General features: G+C 61.0%; 20 protein-coding genes. 17 read left to right on the forward strand and 3 right to left on the reverse strand.

Annotation, left to right across the window (positions count from 1 at the left end):
* Window positions 1–112: 112 nt before the first annotated feature.
* The 5 genes from argJ to IEX27_RS07765 all read left to right on the forward strand — a co-directional run bounded on the left by argJ (window position 113) and on the right by IEX27_RS07765 (window position 3,204).
* Window positions 113–1,354 (forward strand): bifunctional glutamate N-acetyltransferase/amino-acid acetyltransferase ArgJ, encoded by a 1,242-nt coding sequence (argJ, locus tag IEX27_RS07745; RefSeq protein WP_188720365.1) that lies wholly within the window; start codon window positions 113–115, stop codon window positions 1,352–1,354.
* A gap of 6 nt (window positions 1,355–1,360) precedes the next feature.
* The gene (locus tag IEX27_RS07750) at window positions 1,361–2,134 is read left to right on the forward strand and encodes a GNAT family N-acetyltransferase (protein WP_188720366.1); all 774 of its coding nucleotides are present in this window, start codon (window positions 1,361–1,363) and stop codon (window positions 2,132–2,134) included.
* A 2-nt stretch (window positions 2,135–2,136) separates the two neighbouring features.
* Window positions 2,137–2,556 (forward strand): 8-oxo-dGTP diphosphatase MutT, encoded by a 420-nt coding sequence (gene mutT / locus IEX27_RS07755; RefSeq protein WP_188720367.1) that lies wholly within the window; start codon window positions 2,137–2,139, stop codon window positions 2,554–2,556.
* 122 nt (window positions 2,557–2,678) lie between these two features.
* Window positions 2,679–2,945, forward strand: a complete 267-nt coding sequence (locus IEX27_RS07760; protein WP_188720368.1) for a hypothetical protein — start codon at window positions 2,679–2,681, stop codon at window positions 2,943–2,945.
* Between the two features lie 88 nt (window positions 2,946–3,033).
* Window positions 3,034–3,204 carry a Flp family type IVb pilin gene (locus tag IEX27_RS07765; RefSeq protein WP_188720369.1) on the forward strand — a complete coding sequence of 57 codons (171 nt, stop codon included), beginning with the start codon at window positions 3,034–3,036 and terminating at the stop codon, window positions 3,202–3,204.
* A 7-nt stretch (window positions 3,205–3,211) separates the two neighbouring features.
* Here the strand turns inward: IEX27_RS07765 and IEX27_RS07770 are convergent, their stop codons facing one another.
* Window positions 3,212–4,090: a methyltransferase domain-containing protein gene (locus IEX27_RS07770; protein WP_188720370.1), complete on the reverse strand. Its 879-nt coding sequence runs from the start codon at window positions 4,088–4,090 to the stop codon at window positions 3,212–3,214.
* 78 nt (window positions 4,091–4,168) lie between these two features.
* On the opposite strand from IEX27_RS07770, the gene IEX27_RS07775 reads away from it, so the two are divergent.
* From IEX27_RS07775 to IEX27_RS07790, 4 genes are read left to right on the forward strand one after another with little or no spacing between them, the layout of a single operon-like run.
* Window positions 4,169–4,939: a ComF family protein gene (locus tag IEX27_RS07775; protein WP_188720371.1), complete on the forward strand. Its 771-nt coding sequence runs from the start codon at window positions 4,169–4,171 to the stop codon at window positions 4,937–4,939.
* A gap of 26 nt (window positions 4,940–4,965) precedes the next feature.
* Complete coding sequence (grxC, locus tag IEX27_RS07780) at window positions 4,966–5,232, forward strand: glutaredoxin 3 (protein WP_188720372.1); 267 nt, start codon at window positions 4,966–4,968, stop codon at window positions 5,230–5,232.
* Window positions 5,229–6,080 (forward strand): carbon-nitrogen hydrolase family protein, encoded by an 852-nt coding sequence (locus IEX27_RS07785; protein ID WP_188720373.1) that lies wholly within the window; start codon window positions 5,229–5,231, stop codon window positions 6,078–6,080. Before grxC ends, IEX27_RS07785 begins: the two co-directional genes overlap by 4 nt.
* On the forward strand, window positions 6,077–6,502 hold the full coding sequence (locus tag IEX27_RS07790) for a DUF1178 family protein (RefSeq protein WP_188720374.1): 426 nt from the start codon (window positions 6,077–6,079) through the stop codon (window positions 6,500–6,502). Before IEX27_RS07785 ends, IEX27_RS07790 begins: the two co-directional genes overlap by 4 nt.
* A gap of 150 nt (window positions 6,503–6,652) precedes the next feature.
* On the opposite strand, the gene ubiG is transcribed toward IEX27_RS07790, so the two are convergent.
* A complete protein-coding gene (ubiG, locus tag IEX27_RS07795; protein WP_188720375.1) occupies window positions 6,653–7,402 on the reverse strand; it encodes a bifunctional 2-polyprenyl-6-hydroxyphenol methylase/3-demethylubiquinol 3-O-methyltransferase UbiG in 750 nt (249 codons plus the stop codon).
* 170 nt (window positions 7,403–7,572) lie between these two features.
* Between ubiG and IEX27_RS07800 the strand changes: the two genes are divergently transcribed.
* From IEX27_RS07800 to IEX27_RS07835, 8 genes are all read left to right on the forward strand, one after another.
* The gene (locus IEX27_RS07800) at window positions 7,573–8,847 is read left to right on the forward strand and encodes an aspartate kinase (RefSeq protein WP_188720376.1); all 1,275 of its coding nucleotides are present in this window, start codon (window positions 7,573–7,575) and stop codon (window positions 8,845–8,847) included.
* A gap of 76 nt (window positions 8,848–8,923) precedes the next feature.
* Window positions 8,924–11,194 carry a phosphoenolpyruvate--protein phosphotransferase gene (gene ptsP / locus IEX27_RS07805; protein ID WP_188720377.1) on the forward strand — a complete coding sequence of 757 codons (2,271 nt, stop codon included), beginning with the start codon at window positions 8,924–8,926 and terminating at the stop codon, window positions 11,192–11,194.
* An 18-nt stretch (window positions 11,195–11,212) separates the two neighbouring features.
* Window positions 11,213–12,292 carry a peptide chain release factor 1 gene (gene prfA / locus IEX27_RS07810; protein ID WP_188720378.1) on the forward strand — a complete coding sequence of 360 codons (1,080 nt, stop codon included), beginning with the start codon at window positions 11,213–11,215 and terminating at the stop codon, window positions 12,290–12,292.
* A 2-nt stretch (window positions 12,293–12,294) separates the two neighbouring features.
* The gene (gene prmC / locus IEX27_RS07815; RefSeq protein WP_188720379.1) at window positions 12,295–13,164 is read left to right on the forward strand and encodes a peptide chain release factor N(5)-glutamine methyltransferase; all 870 of its coding nucleotides are present in this window, start codon (window positions 12,295–12,297) and stop codon (window positions 13,162–13,164) included.
* Between the two features lie 296 nt (window positions 13,165–13,460).
* Window positions 13,461–14,252 (forward strand): DUF4167 domain-containing protein, encoded by a 792-nt coding sequence (locus IEX27_RS07820; RefSeq protein WP_188720380.1) that lies wholly within the window; start codon window positions 13,461–13,463, stop codon window positions 14,250–14,252.
* Between the two features lie 240 nt (window positions 14,253–14,492).
* A complete protein-coding gene (gene clpB, locus IEX27_RS07825; RefSeq protein ID WP_188720381.1) occupies window positions 14,493–17,099 on the forward strand; it encodes an ATP-dependent chaperone ClpB in 2,607 nt (868 codons plus the stop codon).
* Between the two features lie 105 nt (window positions 17,100–17,204).
* Complete coding sequence (locus IEX27_RS07830; protein ID WP_188720382.1) at window positions 17,205–17,576, forward strand: MmcQ/YjbR family DNA-binding protein; 372 nt, start codon at window positions 17,205–17,207, stop codon at window positions 17,574–17,576.
* A gap of 126 nt (window positions 17,577–17,702) precedes the next feature.
* A complete protein-coding gene (locus IEX27_RS07835; protein WP_244630273.1) occupies window positions 17,703–19,151 on the forward strand; it encodes a L,D-transpeptidase family protein in 1,449 nt (482 codons plus the stop codon).
* A 312-nt stretch (window positions 19,152–19,463) separates the two neighbouring features.
* Here the strand turns inward: IEX27_RS07835 and IEX27_RS07840 are convergent, their stop codons facing one another.
* Window positions 19,464–21,401 (reverse strand): M23 family metallopeptidase, encoded by a 1,938-nt coding sequence (locus tag IEX27_RS07840; protein WP_188720384.1) that lies wholly within the window; start codon window positions 21,399–21,401, stop codon window positions 19,464–19,466.
* Between the last annotated feature and the right edge of the window lie 597 nt (window positions 21,402–21,998).

Consider the following 21,998-nt stretch of genomic DNA (forward strand, 5'->3'; position numbering starts at 1 on the left):
CACCTCAAGGGCGCTCTTCCCGCCTTTTTGTTTTAGAGCGGCAAGTTTCGTACTTGCCTAGCCCTTTGCCATGATGCAGAGGGGTTGCAGGCTCAAATCTACGGTTAGATACATGTCCACCACCGTTTCCCCCCTTGCTCCGAAGCGTTACCCCACCATGCCCGAGATCGCGGGCGTCCGCATTGCTGCTGCCGAGGCGGGCATCAAGTACAAGGGTCGCAAGGACCTCATGGTCATGGTGTTCGATGAGGGCACGGAAGTGGCTGGTGTCTTCACGCGCTCCAAGTGCCCGTCGGCTCCTGTCGAGCTCTGCCGCCAGAATTTGCCTGGCGGTCGCGCCCGAATCCTGGTCGTGAACTCGGGCAACGCCAACGCCTTCACCGGCAAGCGCGGGCGGGAATCAACGGCTGTTGAATGCAAGGCTGCGGCAGCAGCGGTCGGCGGTAGCGAGAGCGAAGTGTTCCTGGCGTCGACCGGCGTCATCGGCGAGCCGCTCGACGCGGGCAAGTTCACGCATCTGCTGGGCGATCTGGTGAAGCAGGCGCAGGCTGGCGCGTGGAAAGACGCCGCCCAGGCAATCATGACGACGGACACCTACCCGAAATATCTGACCGCCAAGGCTGATCTGGACGGCGTTGAGGTGACGATCAACGGCATCGCCAAGGGCGCTGGCATGATAGCGCCGGACATGGCGACCATGCTCTCATTCGTTGCGACCGATGCTCCGATTGCGGCCTCCGCGCTGCAGGATCTGCTCTCCAAGGGCACAAACAAGACCTTCAACGCCGTAACGGTCGATAGCGACACCTCCACCAGCGACACGCTGATGCTGTTTGCGACCGGCAAGGCCGCAGATCGCGGTGCTCCGCGCATCACTGATGCCAAGGATCCGCGCCTCGCAGGCTTCCGCCGTGCGCTGAACCGCCTTCTGAAGCAGCTCGCGCTGCAGGTGGTGCGCGATGGCGAAGGCGCCCGCAAGATGATCGAGATCACAGTGACCGGCGCGAAGTCCTCGCGCTCGGCCAAGAAGGTGGCGCTCTCCATCGCCAACTCGCCACTGGTAAAGACGGCCGTGGCGGGCGAGGATGCGAACTGGGGCCGCGTCGTGATGGCTGTCGGCAAGGCCGGCGAACCTGCTGAGCGCGATCTCCTGTCGATCTGGTTCGGCGACTTCCGCGTTGCCCATCAGGGCGAGCGGGACCCGGATTATTCCGAGGAAGCCGTCTCCAGCTATATGAAGCAGGACGACATAACGATCCGTGTGGACCTTGGTCTCGGCAACGGCAAGGCCACGGTCTGGACCTGCGACCTCACCAAGGAATACGTGGCCATCAACGGCGACTATCGGAGCTAACAAGCCATGTCCGGCGAGCGGCAGCCCGATCTGGCGGATGTCCGGCGCTTTGAGGCTGCGGGCTTCCGCGCATGGCCGGCTGCCACCGCTCGCTATGATGGCACCTGGATGGTCCGCCTGACGGCTGGCCATCCCTCAGGCCGGCTCAACTCCATCAACCCGATGGACCCGGGCGACCATCACCGTCTGGATGAGCGCATCGAGCGGCTGTCGCGCTACTTCCGCGAAAATGGCCGCATACCGTCTTTCCGTCTGACGCCGCTTTCCGCCCCGCAGATCGCGGAGCATCTCGATGAACTCGGCTGGACTTCCGTGAAGCCGACTGTGGTCATGCGTCTTAAGCTTGACGAGAGTGTTCTGACTGCCGCGGAGGATCTGGGTCCAACGGACGATGCAGAGCGCTACGTCGAAGCGTCGGTCGCAACCCACGCCAACGATCCGGCCATCAAGCCCGGTCTCCGGCAGGTGCTTGGGGCGATCAAGGCGGATCGCGGCCTCTTCGTTCTGGATCAGGACGGAAAGCCGGTGAGCAGCGCCCTTTGCGTCCGCGATGGCGATCTGACCGGGCTTTTCGACGTAGCCACGGCGGAACAAGCGCGCGGCAAGGGGCTCGGCCGCAGGCTGGTCCTCGGGGCTCTGAAATGGGCCTTTGCGCGCGGTGCGCGCCAGGCGTACCTTCAGGTCGAAGAAGAAAATCGGACGGCAATCCAGCTCTACCGGTCGCTCGGTTTCAGCGATGGTTACCGTTACGTTTACCGTCAACCGCAGGACCAGGCCTGAGCATGACCGAAATTGCCAACCCCAAACCGATCCTGCTGGTAGCAGCCTGCGCTCTCGTTGACGCGGATAACCGCGTGCTTCTCTCGCAGCGCCCAGAAGGCAAGGCGCTGGCTGGCCTCTGGGAGTTTCCGGGTGGCAAGGTAGAGCAGGGCGAAACCCCTGAGGAAGCACTGGTCCGCGAACTTCGCGAGGAGATCGGCGTCGAGACCAAGGTCGAGTGCCTGGCACCGCTGACCTTTGCCAGCCATACCTACGAGACCTTCCATCTCCTGATGCCGCTCTTCATCTGCCGCCGCTATCAGGGCATTCCCGTGGCGCAGGAAGGGCAGGCGCTGAAGTGGGTGAAGCCGCTCAAGATGCGCGACTATCCCATGCCCCCGGCTGATGAGCCGCTGATCCCCTTCCTCATCGACCTGCTTTAACCTTAACCGGCCTATTAATTATTCCTTTAACCAGGAATGAGAGTTTATCCGTGGGCGCATGGGGCAATCGGTAAGAGGGCCTATTGGTGCGAAGAACGGGACGGTTAAACGGGGCATTCAAGGTGAAGAACCTATCGGGTGCAGGCATGGGCGCGCTACGGGTAGCATTGCTGTTCGGTTCGGCAGCTGTTGCCCTGTCCCTCATGTTCATGCCCGACGGCGACCGGCGGTCTGCCCGCCAGGCGCTTCTGGACCCTGGCATCGATCATATTGTCACCAGCTCCTTTGGTGCCCGGGCCAACACGTATCAGCAGCAGCGCACGGTCTTTCGGGCATCGCCTGACGAGTGTGTCATAAGCCGTGACGGGTCCAAGCGCGGCAACTGCTGAGCAATTCCAGTGGAAGCGAAGAAACGGAATCTTAGATCTTTTCTGCGTTCCTATGAAGAGCTGAAGGATCTGGAGTAGGGACGGGATAATGATCCTGGCGTTTTTGAAGGACGAGAGGGGAACCGCGGCCGTTGAATATGCTCTGATTGCGAGCATATTGGTGCTGGCCATTATCACCGGTCTGACCGAACTTGGACTCATCACCAAGAACTGGTTTGCCAACGAGGAGCTACGCGCCGCGCTTAGCAGCGGCGGGTAGCGCGGGCTTATCCGGCCTTTCCCTTATCACCCAGGACCTTGGTCAGAGAAACCTGCGCGCTGCCGGGCTTCAATGGCTTCTGCTGGCTTTCATGCGGTGCCCAGCCTGACATCCAGACGATGTTGAACGTCGCCCGTATCCGCCCGTCAGGATCGGAAAAGCGCTCCTGATAGATTTCCGCCGCCCGCACGAAGAGCTGGCGCGTTGCCGGCTTGCGGCTTCGCTCTACGAGCGCGTTGGTCGCCCCCATGGCGCGCAGGTCGCGCATCAGCGCGAACATGTTGTCGTAGCGCACGGTTACAGCCTCGACGTCTGCCACCGGAAGGGAGAAGCCCGCCCGCTGCAGGAGAGCGCCGGTATCCCGAACGTCGGCAAACGGATTGACGCGGGGTGCGGCTCCACCTGTCAGCTCCATCTCAGCCTGCAGAAGCGACTGCCGTAGTTCCTGCAGCGTCCCGCCGCCGGCCATCGCGCCGAGAAACAGACCGTCTGGCTTTAGCGCCATGCGGATCTGGAAGAGCAGGCCGGGCAGATCGTTGACCTCGTGCATGGTGAGGAGCGACACCGCAAGATCGACGCTCTCCGGCTCCAGCGGCACGCGCTCGGCATTCGTGGTGACGCCTTCGAACGCGTCGTCCAGCAGAGCGCCATCGGTTTCGACCCGAAAGACGTTGTCTGCCTTGCCGCTCTCCTGGACGATCTGAGCAGCATCCGCTGTCAGCGAGAACATCACAGCTGCTCGGCCAAAATGCCGTTCCACGGTGGAAAGGCGGTCGGAAAGGTCTTCCGCCATCCGTCGCATGAGGAAGTCGGCGCCTTCCACGTTCAGGTTCTTTGCGCGCAGCTTGCGGGCAAGCAGCAGCTTCGGATCGAAAATCGTGTCCATGGTGACTCCAGTCTTCCGCGCGCAATGGCATAAATCTGCTATCATGCAAAGGTGGGGTAGCGGGAGCAGGGGGCAAGGATGGACGTCCGAAGTCTGGCATCGCAGGCCGTAAGATGGCCGGCGAAGATCCTTTTCCCGCCCGTTTGCCTCGGTTGCCGCAACCTTGTGGGTGAACCCGGAACTCTCTGCCCCGACTGCTGGCCAGGCGTCCGCTTCCTCGAGCGCCCGTGGTGTGAGGTGATGGGAACGCCCTTCGCACACGAGATGGGCGAGGGCGTTGTTTCCGCTGAAGCCATTGCCGATCCGCCACCGTTCAAACGGGCGAGATCTGCCGTGCTCTACGAAGGTGTACCCCAGCGCATGGCCCGTTCCTTGAAGTTCGGCGACCGAACGGATCTGGCGCCCTGGATGGCGCGCTGGATGGTCCGTGCGGGAGCGGAATTGGTCACAGAGGCGGACGCGGTGCTTCCGGTGCCGCTCCATCGCTATCGCTTTCTCGCCCGCCGCTTCAACCAGTCCGCCGAGCTCTCGCGGGCGATCGCCCGCCAGACGGGGCTCCGGCATCTTGCGGCAGTTCTGATACGCCGCCAGTCCACCCGCCCGCAGGTCGGCCTGACGGCGGCCGAGCGTGAGACAAACCTCAGCGGTGCCTTCACAGTGCCCCCGCACCTGCGCCCGTTGATAAAAAATAAGCGCCTTATCCTCGTGGACGATGTCTACACCACCGGAACGACCGTAAAGACTGCAACGCGGGCTCTTCTGGCGGCCGGTGCAGGGTCGGTCGACGTTCTGACCTTTGCCCGTGTCTTGCCGAAGGACTTTGCACTGGGCGGCGTGGAGACTATATAAGCCGCAAAAAGATGCGGATAAATAAAATGACACAAGTTACAATCTATACACGCGTAGGCTGCGGCTATTGCACGTCGGCCAAGCGTCTGCTTGACCAGAAGGGCGTCGAGTACACCGAGCACGATGCAAGCTTTAAGCCGGAACTGCGTGCAGAAATGATCCAGCGCGCTAACGGTAGGTCAACCTTCCCTCAGATATTCATTGATGACTATCATGTTGGTGGGTGCGACGACCTCCATGCACTGGAGCGGGAAGGTCGCCTGGACCAGCTTCTCCTGGAGACGTCTGCATGACATCCTTTCGCGTAGCAGCCCTGCAAATGCGCAGCGCCATGGACCCAGCGGCCAATCTGGCCACCTTTGAGGCGCTGGTACGTGAGGCCGCGGGTAGCGGAGCTGTCTATGTGCAAAGCCCGGAAATGACCGGGATGCTGGTGCGCGGCCGTGAGGCCTTGTTTGCGCGTATCGTTCCTGCGGATCAGGATCCACTGGTTCGCAGGGCTTCCGAACTTGCACGCGAGCTCTCCGTCTTCGTGCATGTCGGCTCGACGGCGGTTCTGCTGGACGATGGCAAGGTTGCCAACCGGAGCTTCCTGTTTGGCGCCGAGGGCGAGCTGATTACTACCTACGACAAGATCCACATGTTCGACGTGGATCTGGACAACGGCGAGAGCTGGCGTGAATCCGCCACCTACGCGCCGGGAGATCAGGCCGTAGTTGCTGATCTTCCTTTCATGAAGCTCGGACTTTCCATTTGCTATGATCTGCGGTTTCCGCAGCTCTTCCGTGCGCAGGCGCTGGCCGGCGCAGAGGTGCTGGCGGTGCCAGCTTCCTTCACCCGCCAGACGGGCGAGGCGCACTGGCACGTCCTGCTGCGGGCCCGCGCGATCGAGAATGGCGCCTGGGTGATTGCCGCCGCTCAGGGCGGCAAGCATGAGGATGGCCGTGAGACCTACGGTTACACGCTGATCGTCGACCCCTGGGGCCGCGTCGTGGCCGACGCCGGTAATAACGAACCCGGCATCGTTTTGGCCGAGATCGACCCTGCGGCATCCGCCGATGCGCGGCGGAAGCTTCCCAACCTTCTGAATGCGCGTGACTTCGCGCTGCCAGCGGTACCTCAGGCAGAGATTACGGCATGATCAAATACGGTCTGAATTGCTCCAATGGCCACGAGTTCGAGGCCTGGTTTCGCAGCGCGGATGATTTTGATCAGCAGAAGAGCCGCAAGCTTGTGACGTGCCCCGCCTGCGGTTCGCCTGAAGTCGACAAGGCGCTCATGGCCCCGGCTGTCTCCACCGGTCGCAAGAAGCAGCAGATTGCTTTGGCGCTGGGCGAAGAGCAGAAGAAGGCCATGGAGCAGCTGAAGGCGCTTGCCCGTCAGGTGCGCGAAAACGCCGAATATGTCGGTCCGCAATTTGCGGAAGAGGCCCGAAAGATTCACTTCGGCGAGGCTGAAACCCGCGGCATCTACGGCGAGGCAACCATCGACGAAGCCCGGTCGCTGGCAGAGGATGGCATCGAATTCCTGCCGCTGCCGATCCTGCCCGAAGATACGAACTGACACCTCGCTTTCGGTTATCCCGCCGGAAGGCCGCCTGTCGCTTCTCACCCCTCATGGTGAGCTTGTCGAACCACGGGGTGAGAAGCTGCGGATACTCGATCCCTCGTGCTTCGACAGGCTCAGCATGAGGGAAACTGCGCTGGCCTTCTCCTACTCCCGGGGCTTTTCTGCCAGCACCATGTAATTCACATCCATGTCGCGCGAGCGCTGCCAGCGGTCCATCAGCGGATTGTAGGTCACGCCCGTGCGGTCCTTGATGAACAGGCCCTTGGAAGTGAGCGATCCTTCCAGCTCTTCCGGACGAACGAGCTTCTTGAAATCGTGGGTTCCCTTAGGCAGCCAGCGCAGCACGTATTCTGCGCCGATGATAGCCAGGCCCCACGCCTTCAGCGTGCGGTTAATGGTGGCAACGAACATGATGCCGCCGGGCTTCAGCATTTCCGCGCACTTCGAGATGAAGAGGTCGATGTCGGCCACGTGCTCCACGACTTCCATGTTGAGGATCACGTCAAAGCGCTCACCCTGGTCGGCAAGGGCCTCTGCTGTCTCGGCGCGATAGTCGATGGTTAGGCCGCTTTCGGCCGCATGCAGCTTCGCCACTTCGATGTTAAGCGCAGAAGCATCCGCGCCAACGATCTCGGCGCCAAGCCGCGACATAGGCTCGCACAGAAGTCCGCCACCACAGCCGATATCGAGGAACCGCAGTCCCTCCAGCGGCTTGGAGGCCCGAGGGTCACGTCCGAAGTGTTCCGCCACATGATCCCGGATGTAGCCCAGTCGTACCGGATTGAACTTGTGGAGCGGCTTGAATTTTCCGTTCGGGTTCCACCATTCCTGCGCCATACGTGAAAAACGTTCGACTTCGGCAGGATCGATGGTCGTCAATTGGGTATCCGGCATGGGTGATCTCCTGTATTTTTCTGAAGTCGGGCGCTACGATCGCAAAGTCAAGCCTTCGGGTCGCTTGCGGAACAGTCGTCCTTTGGATATTTGAAACGCGCTGCCAGTTTGGCGCACAACGAGTTTGGTGGAGCGGATGCTCCTTTAAATGCAAGGGCACATCTAAGATCATGGCGCGCATAGTGATGAAATTCGGCGGTACGTCCGTCGCCGACCTCAGTCGTATCTATCGGGTTGCGCGCCACGTTAAACGTGAAGTGGACGCGGGCCATCAGGTTGCCGTCGTGGTGTCCGCAATGGCGGGCAAGACCAACGAGCTGGTCGGTTGGGTCCAGGAACTGCCGCAGGTCTGCGGTTCCAAGTCGCCCTTCTACGACGCCCGCGAATACGACACCATCGTCGCTTCGGGCGAGCAGGTAACGAGCGGCCTTCTGGCCATCGCGCTGCAGTCGATCGGCGTCGACGCCCGCTCGTGGCAGGGCTGGCAGATCCCGATCCATACTGACAATGCCCATGGCGCAGCGCGCATCACCGGCATCGACGGCAGCGACATCGTTCGCCGCATGGAGATGGGTCAGGTCGCCGTCATGGCCGGCTTCCAGGGGCTTGCGCCCGACAATCGCATCGCGACGCTCGGACGCGGCGGCTCGGATACCTCCGCAGTGGCTTTGGCCGCTGCCGTGCAGGCAGACCGCTGCGACATCTACACCGATGTGGATGGCGTCTACACGACCGATCCCCGCATCGAACCGAAGGCTCGGCGGCTTGCCAAGGTTTCCTTCGAAGAGATGCTGGAAATGGCGTCCCTGGGCGCGAAGGTGCTCCAGGTCCGCTCGGTAGAGCTTGCGATGGCACACAAGGTCAGGACCTTTGTCAGGTCCTCATTCGAAGAACCGGACGCGCCCGGCATGGGGGATTTCCTGAACCCGCCCGGCACCCTTATTTGCGACGAGGAAGAAATCGTGGAACAGCAAGTCGTCACCGGCATCGCCTATGCCAAGGATGAAGCACAGATCTCTCTGCGCCGTGTGGCCGACCGGCCGGGTGTCTCGGCGGGTATCTTCGGACCCCTGGCGGACCGCAGCATCAACGTCGACATGATCGTACAGAACGTCTCCGAGGACGGCGCCTTCACCGACATCACCTTCACGATTCCGACCGGTGATATGGACAAGGCTGTTCACATCCTTGAAGGCGTCCGCGATTCCGTCGGATTTGGCGCTATACAGTCCGAAACGGGCCTGGCGAAGGTATCGGTCATCGGCGTTGGCATGCGTAGCAACGCCGGCGTTGCCGCGACCGCGTTCAAGGCTCTCGCGGACAAGGGTATCAACATCCGCGCGATCACCACGTCCGAGATCAAGATTTCGATCCTGATCGACGGTCCGTACGCGGAATTGGCTGTTAGAACTTTGCATTCCGTTTACGGGCTGGATAAAAAGTAAGCCAACGCGGAGCTATATGGCTTCGCGCGCAGTTCCTTCGGGAGCGGCGTATGACGAAGCTCTGGAGCACTGATCCATGCGTGACCCTGCAGGCGGCCCCCGCGTCCTATTAAAGCGGCTCCGAGATCTGATGGCGGAGCCGTCAGAGCCGCAGGACCGCCTGAACCGCATCGTCCGCGAGATCGCCCAGAACTTCGTAGCCGAGGTTTGCTCGCTTTACGTCCTGCGCTCGGACTCCATGCTCGAGCTCTATGCGACGGAAGGCTTGAACCCGACCTCCGTTCATCTTGCACAGCTGCGGCTGGGCGAAGGCCTTGTCGGCACGATTGCTGCGAGCGCCCGCCCGCTGAACCTTTCTGATGCGCAGAAGCATCCGGCCTTCGCCTACCTTCCGGAGACGGGCGAAGAGATCTACCATTCCTTCCTTGGCGTACCGGTCCTGCGCGCAGGGCGTACCCTCGGCGTCCTCGTGGTGCAAAACCGCACGCAGCGCAATTACCGCGAAGACGAGATGGAAGTTCTCGAGACCGTCGCCATGGTGGTGGCGGAGATGATCGCCAGCGGCGATCTCGTCCGTCTTGCCCGCCCTGGCATCGAGCTCGATCTGCGCCGTCCGGTTCACTACAAGGGCCATGCGTTCAACGAAGGGATCGGCCTTGGTCATGTGGTTCTGCATGAGCCGCGCATCCTCGTCGAAGACCTTTTCGCGGAAGACATCGAGCACGAGAAGGAGCGGCTTGAGCAGGCGCTGAGCTCGCTCCGCATCTCCATCGACGATATGCTTTCACGTCGCGATGTGGCCTTCGAGGGCGAACACCGCGCCGTGCTCGAAGCATACCGCATGTTCGCGAACGATCGCGGCTGGGGCCGCCGTCTGGAGGAGGCCGTGCAGAACGGTCTCACCGCAGAAGCTGCCGTGGAAAAGGTCCAGAGCGACATGCGTGCGCGCATGATCCATATGACTGACCCTTATCTGCGCGAGCGGATGAGCGATTTCGACGATCTGGCGAACCGCCTGCTGCGCCAGCTGATTGGCCGTGGCCCTGACGCTCTGTCACAGCTTATGCCGAAGAATGCTATCCTTGTCGCGCGCAACATGGGTGCGGCCGAGCTGCTCGACTATCCCCGCGATCGGTTGCGCGGCCTGGTGCTGGAGGAGGGTGCTCCGACCAGTCACATCGTCATCGTCGCTCGTGCAATCGGCCTTCCGACTGTCGGACAGGTCAAGGGCGTCGTCTCCATGGCGGAAAACGGCGATCCGATCATCGTCGATGGTGTGGACGGTCAGGTGCACCTGCGCCCGCCGACCGACATCGAAACGGCTTACGCCGAGAAGGTGCGCTTCCGTGCCCGTCGCCAGAAGCTATATCGCGAGCTGCGTGACAAGCCTTGCGTCACCAAGGACGGTGCGCCGGTCGATTTGCTGATGAACGCCGGCCTTGCCGTTGACCTGCCGCAGCTGACGCAGTCTGGTGCGTCGGGCATCGGCCTGTTCCGCACTGAACTGCAGTTCATGGTGGCGCTGACCTTCCCGCGTGTCGAGGCGCAGGAGCGGCTCTATCGCGAAGTGCTGGATGCCGCAGCAGGCAAGTCCGTCACCTTCCGCACGCTCGACATCGGCGGCGACAAGGTTCTTCCGTATTTCAACGTGTCGCAGCAGGAAGAAAATCCAGCCATGGGCTGGCGTGCCCTGCGGTTGACGCTTGACCGTCCGGCGCTCCTGCGCACGCAGGTTCGCGCGCTGTTGAAGGCGGCTGGTGGGCGTGAGCTGAAGTTCATGCTGCCAATGGTGACGCAGGTGGAGGAAATCCACCAGGCGCGCCAGATCATCGACCGCGAGGTGCGGCACCTGTCGCGTTTCGCCCACCATCTGCCCACGCGGCTAAAGCTTGGCGCCATGATTGAGGTTCCCTCGCTGCTCTGGCAGCTGGACGAGCTCATGCAGGCGGTGGATTTCGTCTCAGTCGGTTCCAACGACCTCTTCCAGTTCGTGACGGCTACGGATCGCGGCAACACCCGCGTTGCCGACCGGTTCGATCCGATCAGCGTGCCCTTCCTCCGGCTCCTGCGCCAGATCGTGCAGGCCGGCAAGAAGCACGGTACGCCAGTGACGATCTGTGGTGAGCTGGCAGGCAAGCCGATTTCCGCCATGGCGCTGATGGGTGTCGGCTTCCGTTCCGTCTCCATGTCGCCGTCAGCCATTGGTCCGGTCAAGGCGATGGTCCGCGAGCTTCCCATGCAGGATCTGACGGACTGGATGGAGAAAGCGCTTGCCAATAACAGCTCGAAGACCGATATCCGCGCTGGCTTGGTGGAGTTCGCCAAGGACCACGATATCCCGCTTTGAGACAATTGAGCCTCGCCGATGATTGAACTGCCACGCGACCGCATGGATCAGGTGCTGAAGCGCTTCGAGCTGATCGAAACGCAGATGGCTGCTGGACCCGCAGCGGACGAATACGTGAAGCTGGCTTCCGAATATTCCGAGCTGCAGGAAATTGCCGGCAAGATCTCGGAGCTGAAGAAAGCCGAGGCCGAGCAGGCCGACCTCAAGGCGATGCTCGAGGACAAGAGCCTCGACAAGGAGATGCGCGAGCTCGTCGAAGCTGACGGCGAAGAGGTGGAGCAACGGATCGAAGCGCTGCTGGCTGAGCTGCAGATTCTGCTGCTGCCGAAGGATGCGGCGGACGAGAAGAGCGCGATCCTTGAAATCCGCGCCGGTACCGGCGGTGACGAGGCGGCAATCTTTGCCGGCGATCTCTTCCGCATGTACGACCGCTACGCCAGCCAGCAGGGTTGGAAGGTTGAGGTGGTCTCCACCAGCGAAGGCGATGCCGGCGGCTACAAGGAAATCATCGCTTCGGTCTCCGGACGTGGCGTGTTCTCGAAGCTGAAGTTCGAATCAGGCGTTCATCGCGTCCAGCGCGTTCCGGCAACGGAAGCGCAGGGCCGCATCCACACGTCGGCGGCAACCGTCGCTGTTCTGCCTGAGGCAGAGGAAGTGGACGTCGAGATCCGTGCGGAAGATATCCGCATCGATACGATGCGCGCTTCCGGTGCCGGTGGTCAGCACGTGAACACCACTGATTCGGCCGTGCGAATCACCCACCTGCCAACAGGCATTGTCGTGGTGCAGGCGGAAAAATCCCAGCACCAGAACCGCGCCCGCGCCATGCAGGTGCTGCGCGCGCGTCTTTATGACGCACAGCGCCAGAAGGCGGATGAGGAGCGCTCCGAATCACGTCGTCTTCAGGTGGGAAGCGGTGATCGCTCCGAGCGCATCCGCACCTACAATTTTCCGCAGGGCCGCGTTACGGACCACCGGATCAACCTGACGCTCTACAAGCTCGACCGCGTCATGGAAGGCGAGTTGGACGATCTGGTGAACGCGCTGATCTCCGACCATCAGACAAAGCTGCTGGCCGCCCAACACGGCGACAACTAACCATGACACGCACGCTCGGCGGGTTGCTCGATAAGGTGAGGCGTAGCCTGACCGAAGCCGGCTTCGCCGATGCGGGCCTTGAGACGCGCATCCTCGTCGAGCATTTCACCGGAACGGAGCGCAAGGACGCGATTACTTCGCCCGATCAAGTAATCGATGACGCAAAGGTGAACGCGCTTGAGCAGGCGCTCGCGCGCCGTTTGGCCGGCGAACCAGTCTATCGCATCCTCGGCGAGCGCGAGTTTTACGGCCTGCCGCTCAGGCTTTCCAGTGAAACGCTGGAGCCCCGTCCGGACACAGAAACCCTTGTGGAGCTTGCGCTTCCGGTGGCCCGCCGTTTCATCTCGCAGACGGGCACCTGCCGCATTCTGGACCTTGGAACCGGAACGGGCGCCATCGCGTTGGCCCTCTTGAGCATGCTGCCGGAGGCCGTGGCGCTTGGAGTCGATATTTCCGCCGATGCCCTTGCAATGGCCAAGAACAATGCCGATATGAATGGGTATGGAGCGCGGTTTTCGACGTTGAAGTCGGATTGGACTGCCGAGGTCGAAGGAAAGTTTCACCTCATTGTTTCCAACCCGCCCTATATACCAACGAGCGATTTGGAAACTCTTGACCGATCGGTGCGCGTTTACGATCCCCGTCGCGCGCTTGATGGAGGTCAGGACGGATTGACCTTCTATCGGCTTACAGCTGAGAACGGTCGCCGGCTTCTGGTGGATAACGGCGCGTTAGCCGTGGAAATCGGTTTCAGCCAGAAAAAGGACGTGGTTGAACTATTCAACCAACACGGCTTTGAGCTGGCTGAGAGCGCCTGTGACCTTGGTGGTCGCGACAGAGCTCTGCTTTTTGTACTTGCCGAAGCGACGTGAGAAGCTTGGAAAAAACACTTGGCAAGCCTGGTCAATGCCGCTAGGTTCCGCCTGCCGGATGAATGAAGCAGGCAGGTGCCGCGGATTCCTTCGCCAAGTTTCGACCGCCTTGCTCATCACGCATCGCTTCGTACGGGGATCATCAGGCAAGTGAACATCGAGCAGACCAGGTTCGCTGTCGCGCAACAAGCGCGGGCTGATGGTCAGAGAAGATTGTCGGACGGAAGGGCACTAGCGCTCGCAGATTTCCGTGAACTTTTTTCGAATCGAGAGTTGTCTCAAGCAAAGAGAATGGAATGAGGCCACAACAACAAAACCGGCGCATTCGGGGCCGCGGCAACAACGGTAACAACGGCGGCAATAACAACAACAACAATAACAACCGCAGGGGCCCCAACCCGCTGACGCGGACGTACGAGAGCAATGGCCCGGACGTCAAGATTCGCGGTACGGCGCAGCAGGTGGCAGACAAGTACGCCACTCTTGCTCGAGACGCTCAGAGTTCGGGCGATCGCGTGATGGCAGAAAACTACCTGCAGCACGCCGAACACTACAATCGCATCATTGCCGCTGCCCAGGCTCAGCTGCAGGCGCAGCAGCCAGTTCGCGACTACCGCGATGAACGCGATGACGAGGACGAGCTGGATCTGGACAATTCGGGCTTTGCCCCGCAGAACAACCAGCAGCAGCCCCAGCAGCCTGTTCGCACCGCCGACGATGGCTCCGGCCCTCAGCCGGTGATCGAAGGCGTCCCTGCAGAGGTTGCGCTGAACGAACGCCAGCGTACGGAAGCTGGCGAGCAGCCGCGTCAGCGCCCAGAGCGCCGTCCGCGTGAACGCCTGAACGGTCGTGCTCACGAGCGCGCTGCTGAGAAGCCTGCGGTGGATGCCGAACAGACCGCTGCTGAGGAAGCTCCCGCACCTGCACTGGTAGCTCCGGTGGTCCGTGAGGATGCTGCGCCTGAGCCGGTTGCAGCTGAACAGACGGAAGCCCAGGGCGAAGAAAAGCCGGTAAAGCGTACGCGCCGCCCGCGTGTCCGCAAGGCTGCCGAGGCATCCGAGACGCAGCCGGAAGAGACGGCGTCCTAATCTCTTCAGTAGGGGTAGCACCTTACATCTAGATGATATCAAACGGCGGACCCAGTGTTCGCCGTTTTTTGTTATGTTTGGTTCAAGTGCTTCTTGTTGAACCCAAAATCCACTCCCATATCTGGTCTGTAAGGGGCTTGCCGCGAAATGGTTTGACATCGCTCAAACCGAAAGGAAGCCCGTCACATTAACCTGACCGATGCCGCCGAGCGGGTTGGTTCAGAGATGGAGACGCTAGGTATGAATTTTGAGAAGTATTCCGAACGCGTTCGGGGTTTCATCCAGTCTGCACAGACGCTGGCCCTCTCGCGCAACAATCAGCAGTTCACGCCCGAACACCTGTTGAAGGTGCTGATGGATGACGAGGAAGGCTTTGCCTCTTCGTTGGTTCAGCGCGCCGGCGGTCGGCCGCGCGATGTAAAGCTCGCCGTGGACGCGGCGCTTAATGCTTTGCCCAAGGTGGAAGGTGGCAACGGCCAGCTCTATCTGGCGCAGCCGCTGGCCAAGGTTTTCTCCACTGCGGAAGAGCTTGCAACGAAGGCCGGTGACAGCTTCGTCACGGTCGAGCGTCTGCTGACCGCGCTTGCGGTTGAAAAGTCTGCAAAGAGTTCGGAAATCCTGACCAAGGCTGGTGTCACCCCTGCGGCTCTGAACCAGGTCATCAATGATATCCGCAAGGGACGCACTGCCGATTCGGCCAGTGCCGAGCAGGGCTATGACGCGCTGAAGAAGTACGCACGCGATCTGACCGCCGACGCTCGCGCCGGCAGGCTCGATCCGGTGATCGGCCGTGATGACGAGATCCGTCGCACGATCCAGGTGCTGTCGCGCCGTACCAAGAACAATCCTGTCCTGATCGGTGAGCCGGGCGTGGGCAAGACGGCGATTGCCGAAGGTCTGGCGCTGCGTATCGTCAACGGTGACGTTCCCGAATCGCTGAAGGACAAGCAGCTGATGGCGCTCGACATGGGTGCACTGATCGCTGGCGCGAAGTATCGCGGTGAGTTCGAGGAGCGCCTGAAGGCGGTTCTGTCGGAGATTGAAGCTGCCTCTGGCGGGGTCATCCTCTTCATCGATGAGATGCACACGCTGGTCGGCGCCGGCAAGTCCGATGGCGCAATGGATGCCTCGAACCTGCTGAAGCCTGCTCTGGCCCGCGGTGAGCTGCACTGCGTTGGCGCGACGACGCTCGATGAGTACCGCAAGTATGTCGAGAAGGATGCCGCACTCGCCCGCCGGTTCCAGCCCGTCTATGTCAACGAGCCGACTGTCGAGGACACGATCTCCATCCTGCGTGGCCTGAAGGAGAAGTACGAGCAGCATCACAAGGTGCGGGTCTCCGACTCGGCGCTGGTTTCGGCTGCGAACCTCTCCAACCGCTACATCACCGACCGGTTCCTGCCGGACAAGGCGATCGACCTGATCGATGAGGCGGCAGCTCGCCTGCGCATGCAGGTCGATTCCAAGCCGGAAGAGCTGGACGAGATCGACCGCCGCATCATGCAGCTGAAGATCGAGCGCGAGGCACTGCGCAACGAAACCGACTCCGCTTCGAAGGATCGGCTTGATCGGCTTGAGAAGGAACTGGCGGGGCTTGAGGAGGAATCCGTCAAGCTCACCAACGCCTGGAAGGCCGAGAAGGACAAGCTTGGTCTCGCAGCCGACCTGAAGCGTCAGCTCGATGAGGCACGCAACGAACTGGCCATTGCCCAGCGCAAGGGTGAGTTCCAGCGGGCTGGTGAGTTGGCTTATGGCAAGATTCCGGAGCTTGAAAAGAAGCTGCAGGAAGCTGAGGCCTCTTCGGGCGACCGCAGCATGGTCGAGGAAACGGTGACGCCGGAACATGTCGCGCATGTGATTTCGCGTTGGACCGGCATTCCGATCGACAAGATGCTGGAGGGCGAACGCGAGAAGCTGTTGCGCATGGAAGACGAGATCGCCCGCCGTGTCGTAGGGCAGGGCGAAGCAGTCCAGGCTGTCTCCAAGGCGGTCCGCCGTGCTCGTGCCGGCCTGCAGGATCCGAACCGGCCGATCGGCTCGTTCATGTTCCTGGGCCCCACCGGCGTCGGCAAGACCGAGCTCACCAAGGCGCTTGCCTCGTTCCTGTTCGATGATGAGCAGGCGATGGTTCGCATCGACATGTCGGAGTTCATGGAGAAGCACTCCGTGGCCCGTCTGATCGGCGCACCTCCCGGTTATGTCGGCTACGAGGAAGGCGGTGTCCTGACCGAAGCTGTTCGCCGCAGGCCCTACCAGGTGATCCTGTTCGACGAGATCGAAAAGGCGCACTCGGATGTGTTCAACGTGCTGCTTCAGGTGCTGGATGATGGTCGCCTGACGGACGGTCAGGGTCGCACTGTCGACTTCCGCAACACGCTGATCATCATGACGTCGAACCTTGGTGCAGAATATCTGGTTGGCCTGGCAGACGATCAGGATGTGGATGTCGTCCGCAGCGAAGTCATGGGAGTCGTGCAGGCATCGTTCCGGCCCGAGTTCCTGAACCGCGTGGATGAGATCATCCTCTTCCATCGCCTGCGGCGCGAGGATATGGGCCAGATCGTGCAGATCCAGCTGAAGCGGCTGGAGAAGCTGCTGGCTGATCGCAAGATCACGCTCGAGCTCGATCACGAGGCAACCGACTGGCTGGCTTCAAAGGGCTACGACCCCGCCTATGGCGCACGTCCGCTGAAGCGCGTGATGCAGAAGGAACTGCAGGACCCGCTCGCCGAAAAGATCCTCATGGGCGAGATCTTCGACAACTCGACCGTGAAGGTGACGGCAGGTTCCGACCGGCTGATTTTCCGGCCACGGCGGAATGACGTGGAAACCGACGCTGCGGCGTAAGTTTAAGGGCCCGGGAGCATCCGCTCTCGGGCCTTTTCTTTTCGGCTTGCCAGGAAAGCGGTCTCGGTGCTGAACTAACATTGCAAACCAACCGCGGGCTGGCCAATGACGCTGGATGAATACAACCGCTTCTGCGCAAGCCTTCCACAGGCGACACACGTCGTGCAGTGGGGTGACGCCCATGTCTGGAAAGTTGGCGGCAAGGTTTTCGTCCTGGGTCGAGAGCGCGGTGAGGGCGAGCCTGAGATGGCCATCAGCTTCAAGTGTTCGCCGATGGCTTATGAGCTTCTGAGCGAGCAGCCCGGCCTCCGGCCCGCACCCTACCTCGCCTCGCGGGGACTGAAATGGATCCAGCGCTACTCCGGCGAATCAATGGATGATCAGACCCTCTGCGACTATCTCGCAGCAAGCTACCGGCTTGTGGTGGCCGGACTTTCAAGGAAGCTGCGTCGGGAACTGAACATCGATCCTGATTAGTGAGCCCAATCGGTCACCCATCTTCGCCCAAATCGCTCTTTGCAGCCATTTTCATGCCCTGTTCATACTCTAGGAGGCATGCTTCATACCGTACCGTGGGTTGTGGTTAGTTTTGGGGATGTAAAAGTGCGCGGAACCTACCCCGTTGTTTTATCATTGGGTTGTTTGATCGCCGTCTCTGCTGGCGCGGAGCCGATCGGTTCTGCTACGCCACTCGAAGGCGAGTTTCAGGTGGCGCAGGCCTATGAATTTCAGGTCTACATCGATGAGCGTGGTCGCGAGGTGATTGTCGACCCCCGCACCAACCGCGTGGTCGAAATCCGTGAGCCGTTTGCCGAGCCGCCGGTTCCGGAATGGGAGCCGGACAGGAATTGGCAGGAGCGCGATGGCGGCCGCAACTACTACGACTTTACCGACCCTCGCGACGTTGAGCGCTTCCACCGCGAGCGTGAGGCCGCAATCTATGGCCGGAATCGCGATGATTACCGCGAGCCGGAACCCGTCTATCCGGATAATCGGGGCAGGGCGGCGCCGATGCCGCAGGAACCTCTCCCGCAGGCGCGAGAAAATTCTGGCGGCGGCAGCATCTATCGCGCGCCGCTCGATGCGCCAACCGAAGAAGCCCGCTCCGTCGTCCCCGCTCCGCAGACCGGCATCGAACCGTCGATGCCCGGCCAGTCTGTGCGCATCCCGATCAATCCGGATGTGGAAATCACTGTCCCAGGCGCACGCGGTGCGTCCGAGGATGTCGCCAAGTTCCAGATCCTGCTCGATCGTGTCGGCGCATCGCCGGGCGTTATCGATGGCCGCATGGGCGATAACGTAAACAAGGCGATCACCGCCTACTACGAGATAACCGGCGAGCGGCTGCGTACCTACGACAAGGAGTGGATCGAGTCGGAACTCCAGCGCACCGGTGGTCCGGCGTTTATCGATTACACGATCACGTCCGAGGATGCGGCAGGGCCGTTCATCGCCTCTGTCCCGGCGGACTACAGCGAGAAGGCCAAGCTCGAACGCCTCGGTTATACGCGCGTGACGGAAATGCTGGCCGAGCGTTTCCACATGGACGAGAAATATCTCATCTCGCTTAATCCGGGTCTGAATTTCGACCGTCCCGGCACGATCGTGAAGGTGGCAAATACCAACATGCAGCTCAAATACGAAGTTGGGCGAATCGTGGCTGACAAGGCGAAGAAGCAGCTGCGCATCTACGACACGCACGATCGTCTGGTTGCGAGCTATCCGGCCACCATCGGCTCGGAGAACACGCCGTCACCTGTCGGAACTCACACGGTCGAACGGGTCGCGCTAAATCCGGAATATACCTATAACCCCAAGATCAACTTCAAGCAGGGCAACAACGACAAGGTGCTCAAGATCCCGCCCGGTCCGAACGGTCCGGTGGGCTCGGTCTGGATTGCGCTGTCGAAGCCGACGTATGGCATCCATGGCACGCCTGACCCTGAGAAGATCGGCAAGACCTATTCGAACGGTTGTATCCGCCTGACGAATTGGGATGCGGAAGAGCTCGCCAAGCGCGTCACCAAGGGTGTGACCGTCGAATTTATCTGATCGTCGAGCGTACCAATTCAACTACCTCAAACCCGCCGACAACCGGCGGGTTTTTTTATGGCTCGGTTCGGCCGCTGAGACAGGGAGTGTTGTTGGCGGCGTAAGCAGAATCGACCAGGGGGCGGCTGCCGGTCCGCCGGGAAACGGCTCTCCCGCACTTCCCAGGCTACGCCTTTAACTTGCACTTGCCGATGCACGAGCCTGTGAAAGCAGGCGCGCAGCGTCCGTTGGCTCACTTCCTGTGTCCAGACAATGCACTATGAAGCTGGGGGACGCTGCTATACCTGAAGGGGTACGGCCTTCGGATCGACCTCAGTTCGTCGCAGCAGCAACCATGGGCCGTGAGAAGGAATCCTCAAGCAGTGATTCGATCCGCTTGCGCTCTTCCTTGAATGCGACCAGAGATTCACCCTCGAGCGAGCGGCCTTCAGGCAGGCGCACGCGCATAGGATCAACGCGGCTTCCGTTCACGAACATTTCGTAGTGCAGGTGGTTGCCGGTCGCCATGCCGGTTGCCCCCACGAAGCCGATGATCTGGCCCTGCTTGACCTTTGCACCTGGCTCCACCCCTTTGGCGATGGCGCTCTGGTGATTGTAGGAGGTCTTGTAGCCATTGGCGTGGCGTACGATCGTTTGACGGCCATAGCCCGCCGACCAGCCGGACTTTTCCACCACACCGTCACCCGTTGCCATGATCGGCGTACCGCGCGGCGCTGCCCAGTCCACACCCGTGTGCATCTTGCGATAGCCAAGAATCGGGTGGCGCCGCGATCCATAGGGCGAAGTCATGCGACCCGCTGGAACGGGGTTACGAATCAGGAATGGGCGGGAGCTCTTGCCCTCGCGATCGAAATAATCGACCGTCCCGTCAGGGAGCTGAAACCGATAGAACGTCCGCTCCTTGTTGTCGAACTTGGCCGACACGTAGAGAAGCTCGGACTCTTCGGTGGCATTCCCCGTCGGCGAGGGTTGCGAGAAAAACACCTCGATGGTGTCCGAAAGTTTCAGCCGCGACTGCATGTCGATATCGGCAGCGAGCAGCCGAACCAGCTTGCGGGTCATCTCACGATTGAGGCCATGCGACAGCGACGCGGTGTAGATTGCATCGTAGACACGGGGCAGATCGCTACGTGACGCGGTGCTCTTCGGCTCGTTGGCAAGTGCGGCGACAAGCTCTTCGCCCATCTCCGGCTGTTCGGCGGGGACGTACTGGCCCCGATCGTTCAGCGCGATGGTGAGGATATGCTGCCTCTTCTCAAAGACGCTCGCCCGCATGATGTGCGGGCGATCATCCTGGAGCTCGACGCCGAGAGACAGCGCGGCACCTGCTTTGAGCGAATCGGTATTGAGAAGTTTCGCCACGGCCTCCGCCATGCCTGCTGCATCCGGGCCGTCATAGCCCGCTTCGCTGAGCGCCTGAACGATCTTCTTGTTGCCGGAAAGGAGAATGATGTCCTCGGCATAGCTGCGCGTCCCGGTCTCGGCTGCATTCCTGACTGCCGTCGAGACATTCTCCGGAACAATGCGCACGTCGAGGTTGCCAAAGGTCTGGGTTGAGAAAGTATCGCCGAATCGCTGTGGATCCACATAGTGCAGCGAGGCAACCTGGATGTTGCCCTCCGTCAGGATGGATCCCGTTTCGCGCACCACCTTCTCCACTTCCTCTGCGGAGAGCTGGCTGCCTTCATCAAACGCGGCATCCGTCAGCGGGAATGGCTCTGTGCGCAGCGCCATCTCGCTCTCAACCTTGGGGCCGTAGATGACACCGAGGTTGCCGAGATTGCTCGTGACATTGTCGCTTGCAAAGACCGTAAGCGGATCGAAGGGCGGGTAGTCAACGGCCGAGGAAGAGCTGACCGCCAGCGGCACGCGCAGGTGCACGAACGGGAGCGAGCGCACGACTTCCCGGTCGCCCTCTTTGTGCACCGTGGAAACTTCAAGCTGTCGCCGCGTATCCGAACCGCCGCGTACGGGCGAGGGGGCAACGCGTGCAGCTTTGCGCATATTGTCGGCGTCAGGCGCCACATGGCCGATGAGAGCGATTTCTGGAGGCGTGGCAAGCTGTTCGCGGCCGTCGAGTGCGGCCGAAAGCGCAACGCCCAGAAGAACGGTAGAGGTCAGGCCGGTAAGAACGGTCCCAAGGAGCCAGCGTGCAGAAATTTCACGGCGGTCAGGCGGATTCCTCCGTCCTCCCGTGATCAGCGGCTCATCATCACCGAGGGAGAGATGTGCTCCGGCGTTGTTATCCAACGTTCTTTAGCTCCCTTTGGTCCCACCCGGGCTCCCTTGTCTGAAAGAGTGCCCGCCCGAACGGATCAAGTCAATGCGCAAGACGCCCGGCAAACATTAGCCGGAGTCTGACCTATGAATAAATAAGACACAAACCCGACCGCCTTGGCCAGTAGCGCGCGCGGTTATGATTGTATCACCGGCGAGTAAGAGGGGATTTAGGCCCGAATGTGACGCTGCACTCGAGAGCTCTGGAAAAAGGGAAGAAGGGTGTCGCCTGTGGATTATTCAGGGTGAACAAAAAAAATGCAGTTTGCTCAAAAAACCCGATTGACGACTCGAGTTTGAGGGGCCTATAAGCAGCCCATCAACGACGGCGGCGGCGCTGCTGACGGCGGAGACGCTTCGTCTCCGAGATATGGTTTTCTGAAAGACGCATGAGCGGCTTTCGGGGTTCGGTGGTAAAAGACTTGAGCCCTATGGCGATTGAGTTCGCCCGTTCTTTGACAATTGAATATAGAAGAAAGAGAAACGTGGTCGGCAGAGGACGCGTGGATCTGGAAGCGTCAGGCAACTGATGCTGCGCTGGAGGCGGCGACGCTTTCGGGGTCAACCAGG

Source organism: Nitratireductor aestuarii (assembly GCF_014641695.1).
GTDB lineage: Bacteria > Pseudomonadota > Alphaproteobacteria > Rhizobiales > Rhizobiaceae > Chelativorans > Chelativorans aestuarii.

What these genes read in the sequence shown, in the direction of transcription:
- ubiG (WP_188720375.1), bottom strand. Translation starts at nt 7,402, where the DNA reads ATGCCGGATACCCAATTGACGACCATCGATCCTGCCGAAGTCGAACGT.
- mutT (WP_188720367.1), top strand. Translation starts at nt 2,137, where the DNA reads ATGACCGAAATTGCCAACCCCAAACCGATCCTGCTGGTAGCAGCCTGC.
- IEX27_RS07830 (WP_188720382.1), top strand. Translation starts at nt 17,205, where the DNA reads ATGACGCTGGATGAATACAACCGCTTCTGCGCAAGCCTTCCACAGGCG.
- prfA (WP_188720378.1), top strand. Translation starts at nt 11,213, where the DNA reads ATGATTGAACTGCCACGCGACCGCATGGATCAGGTGCTGAAGCGCTTC.
- IEX27_RS07775 (WP_188720371.1), top strand. Translation starts at nt 4,169, where the DNA reads ATGGACGTCCGAAGTCTGGCATCGCAGGCCGTAAGATGGCCGGCGAAG.
- IEX27_RS07790 (WP_188720374.1), top strand. Translation starts at nt 6,077, where the DNA reads ATGATCAAATACGGTCTGAATTGCTCCAATGGCCACGAGTTCGAGGCC.
- ptsP (WP_188720377.1), top strand. Translation starts at nt 8,924, where the DNA reads ATGCGTGACCCTGCAGGCGGCCCCCGCGTCCTATTAAAGCGGCTCCGA.
- IEX27_RS07785 (WP_188720373.1), top strand. Translation starts at nt 5,229, where the DNA reads ATGACATCCTTTCGCGTAGCAGCCCTGCAAATGCGCAGCGCCATGGAC.
- IEX27_RS07820 (WP_188720380.1), top strand. Translation starts at nt 13,461, where the DNA reads ATGAGGCCACAACAACAAAACCGGCGCATTCGGGGCCGCGGCAACAAC.
- clpB (WP_188720381.1), top strand. Translation starts at nt 14,493, where the DNA reads ATGAATTTTGAGAAGTATTCCGAACGCGTTCGGGGTTTCATCCAGTCT.
- IEX27_RS07800 (WP_188720376.1), top strand. Translation starts at nt 7,573, where the DNA reads ATGGCGCGCATAGTGATGAAATTCGGCGGTACGTCCGTCGCCGACCTC.
- IEX27_RS07765 (WP_188720369.1), top strand. Translation starts at nt 3,034, where the DNA reads ATGATCCTGGCGTTTTTGAAGGACGAGAGGGGAACCGCGGCCGTTGAA.
- prmC (WP_188720379.1), top strand. Translation starts at nt 12,295, where the DNA reads ATGACACGCACGCTCGGCGGGTTGCTCGATAAGGTGAGGCGTAGCCTG.
- IEX27_RS07750 (WP_188720366.1), top strand. Translation starts at nt 1,361, where the DNA reads ATGTCCGGCGAGCGGCAGCCCGATCTGGCGGATGTCCGGCGCTTTGAG.
- grxC (WP_188720372.1), top strand. Translation starts at nt 4,966, where the DNA reads ATGACACAAGTTACAATCTATACACGCGTAGGCTGCGGCTATTGCACG.
- argJ (WP_188720365.1), top strand. Translation starts at nt 113, where the DNA reads ATGTCCACCACCGTTTCCCCCCTTGCTCCGAAGCGTTACCCCACCATG.
- IEX27_RS07770 (WP_188720370.1), bottom strand. Translation starts at nt 4,090, where the DNA reads ATGGACACGATTTTCGATCCGAAGCTGCTGCTTGCCCGCAAGCTGCGC.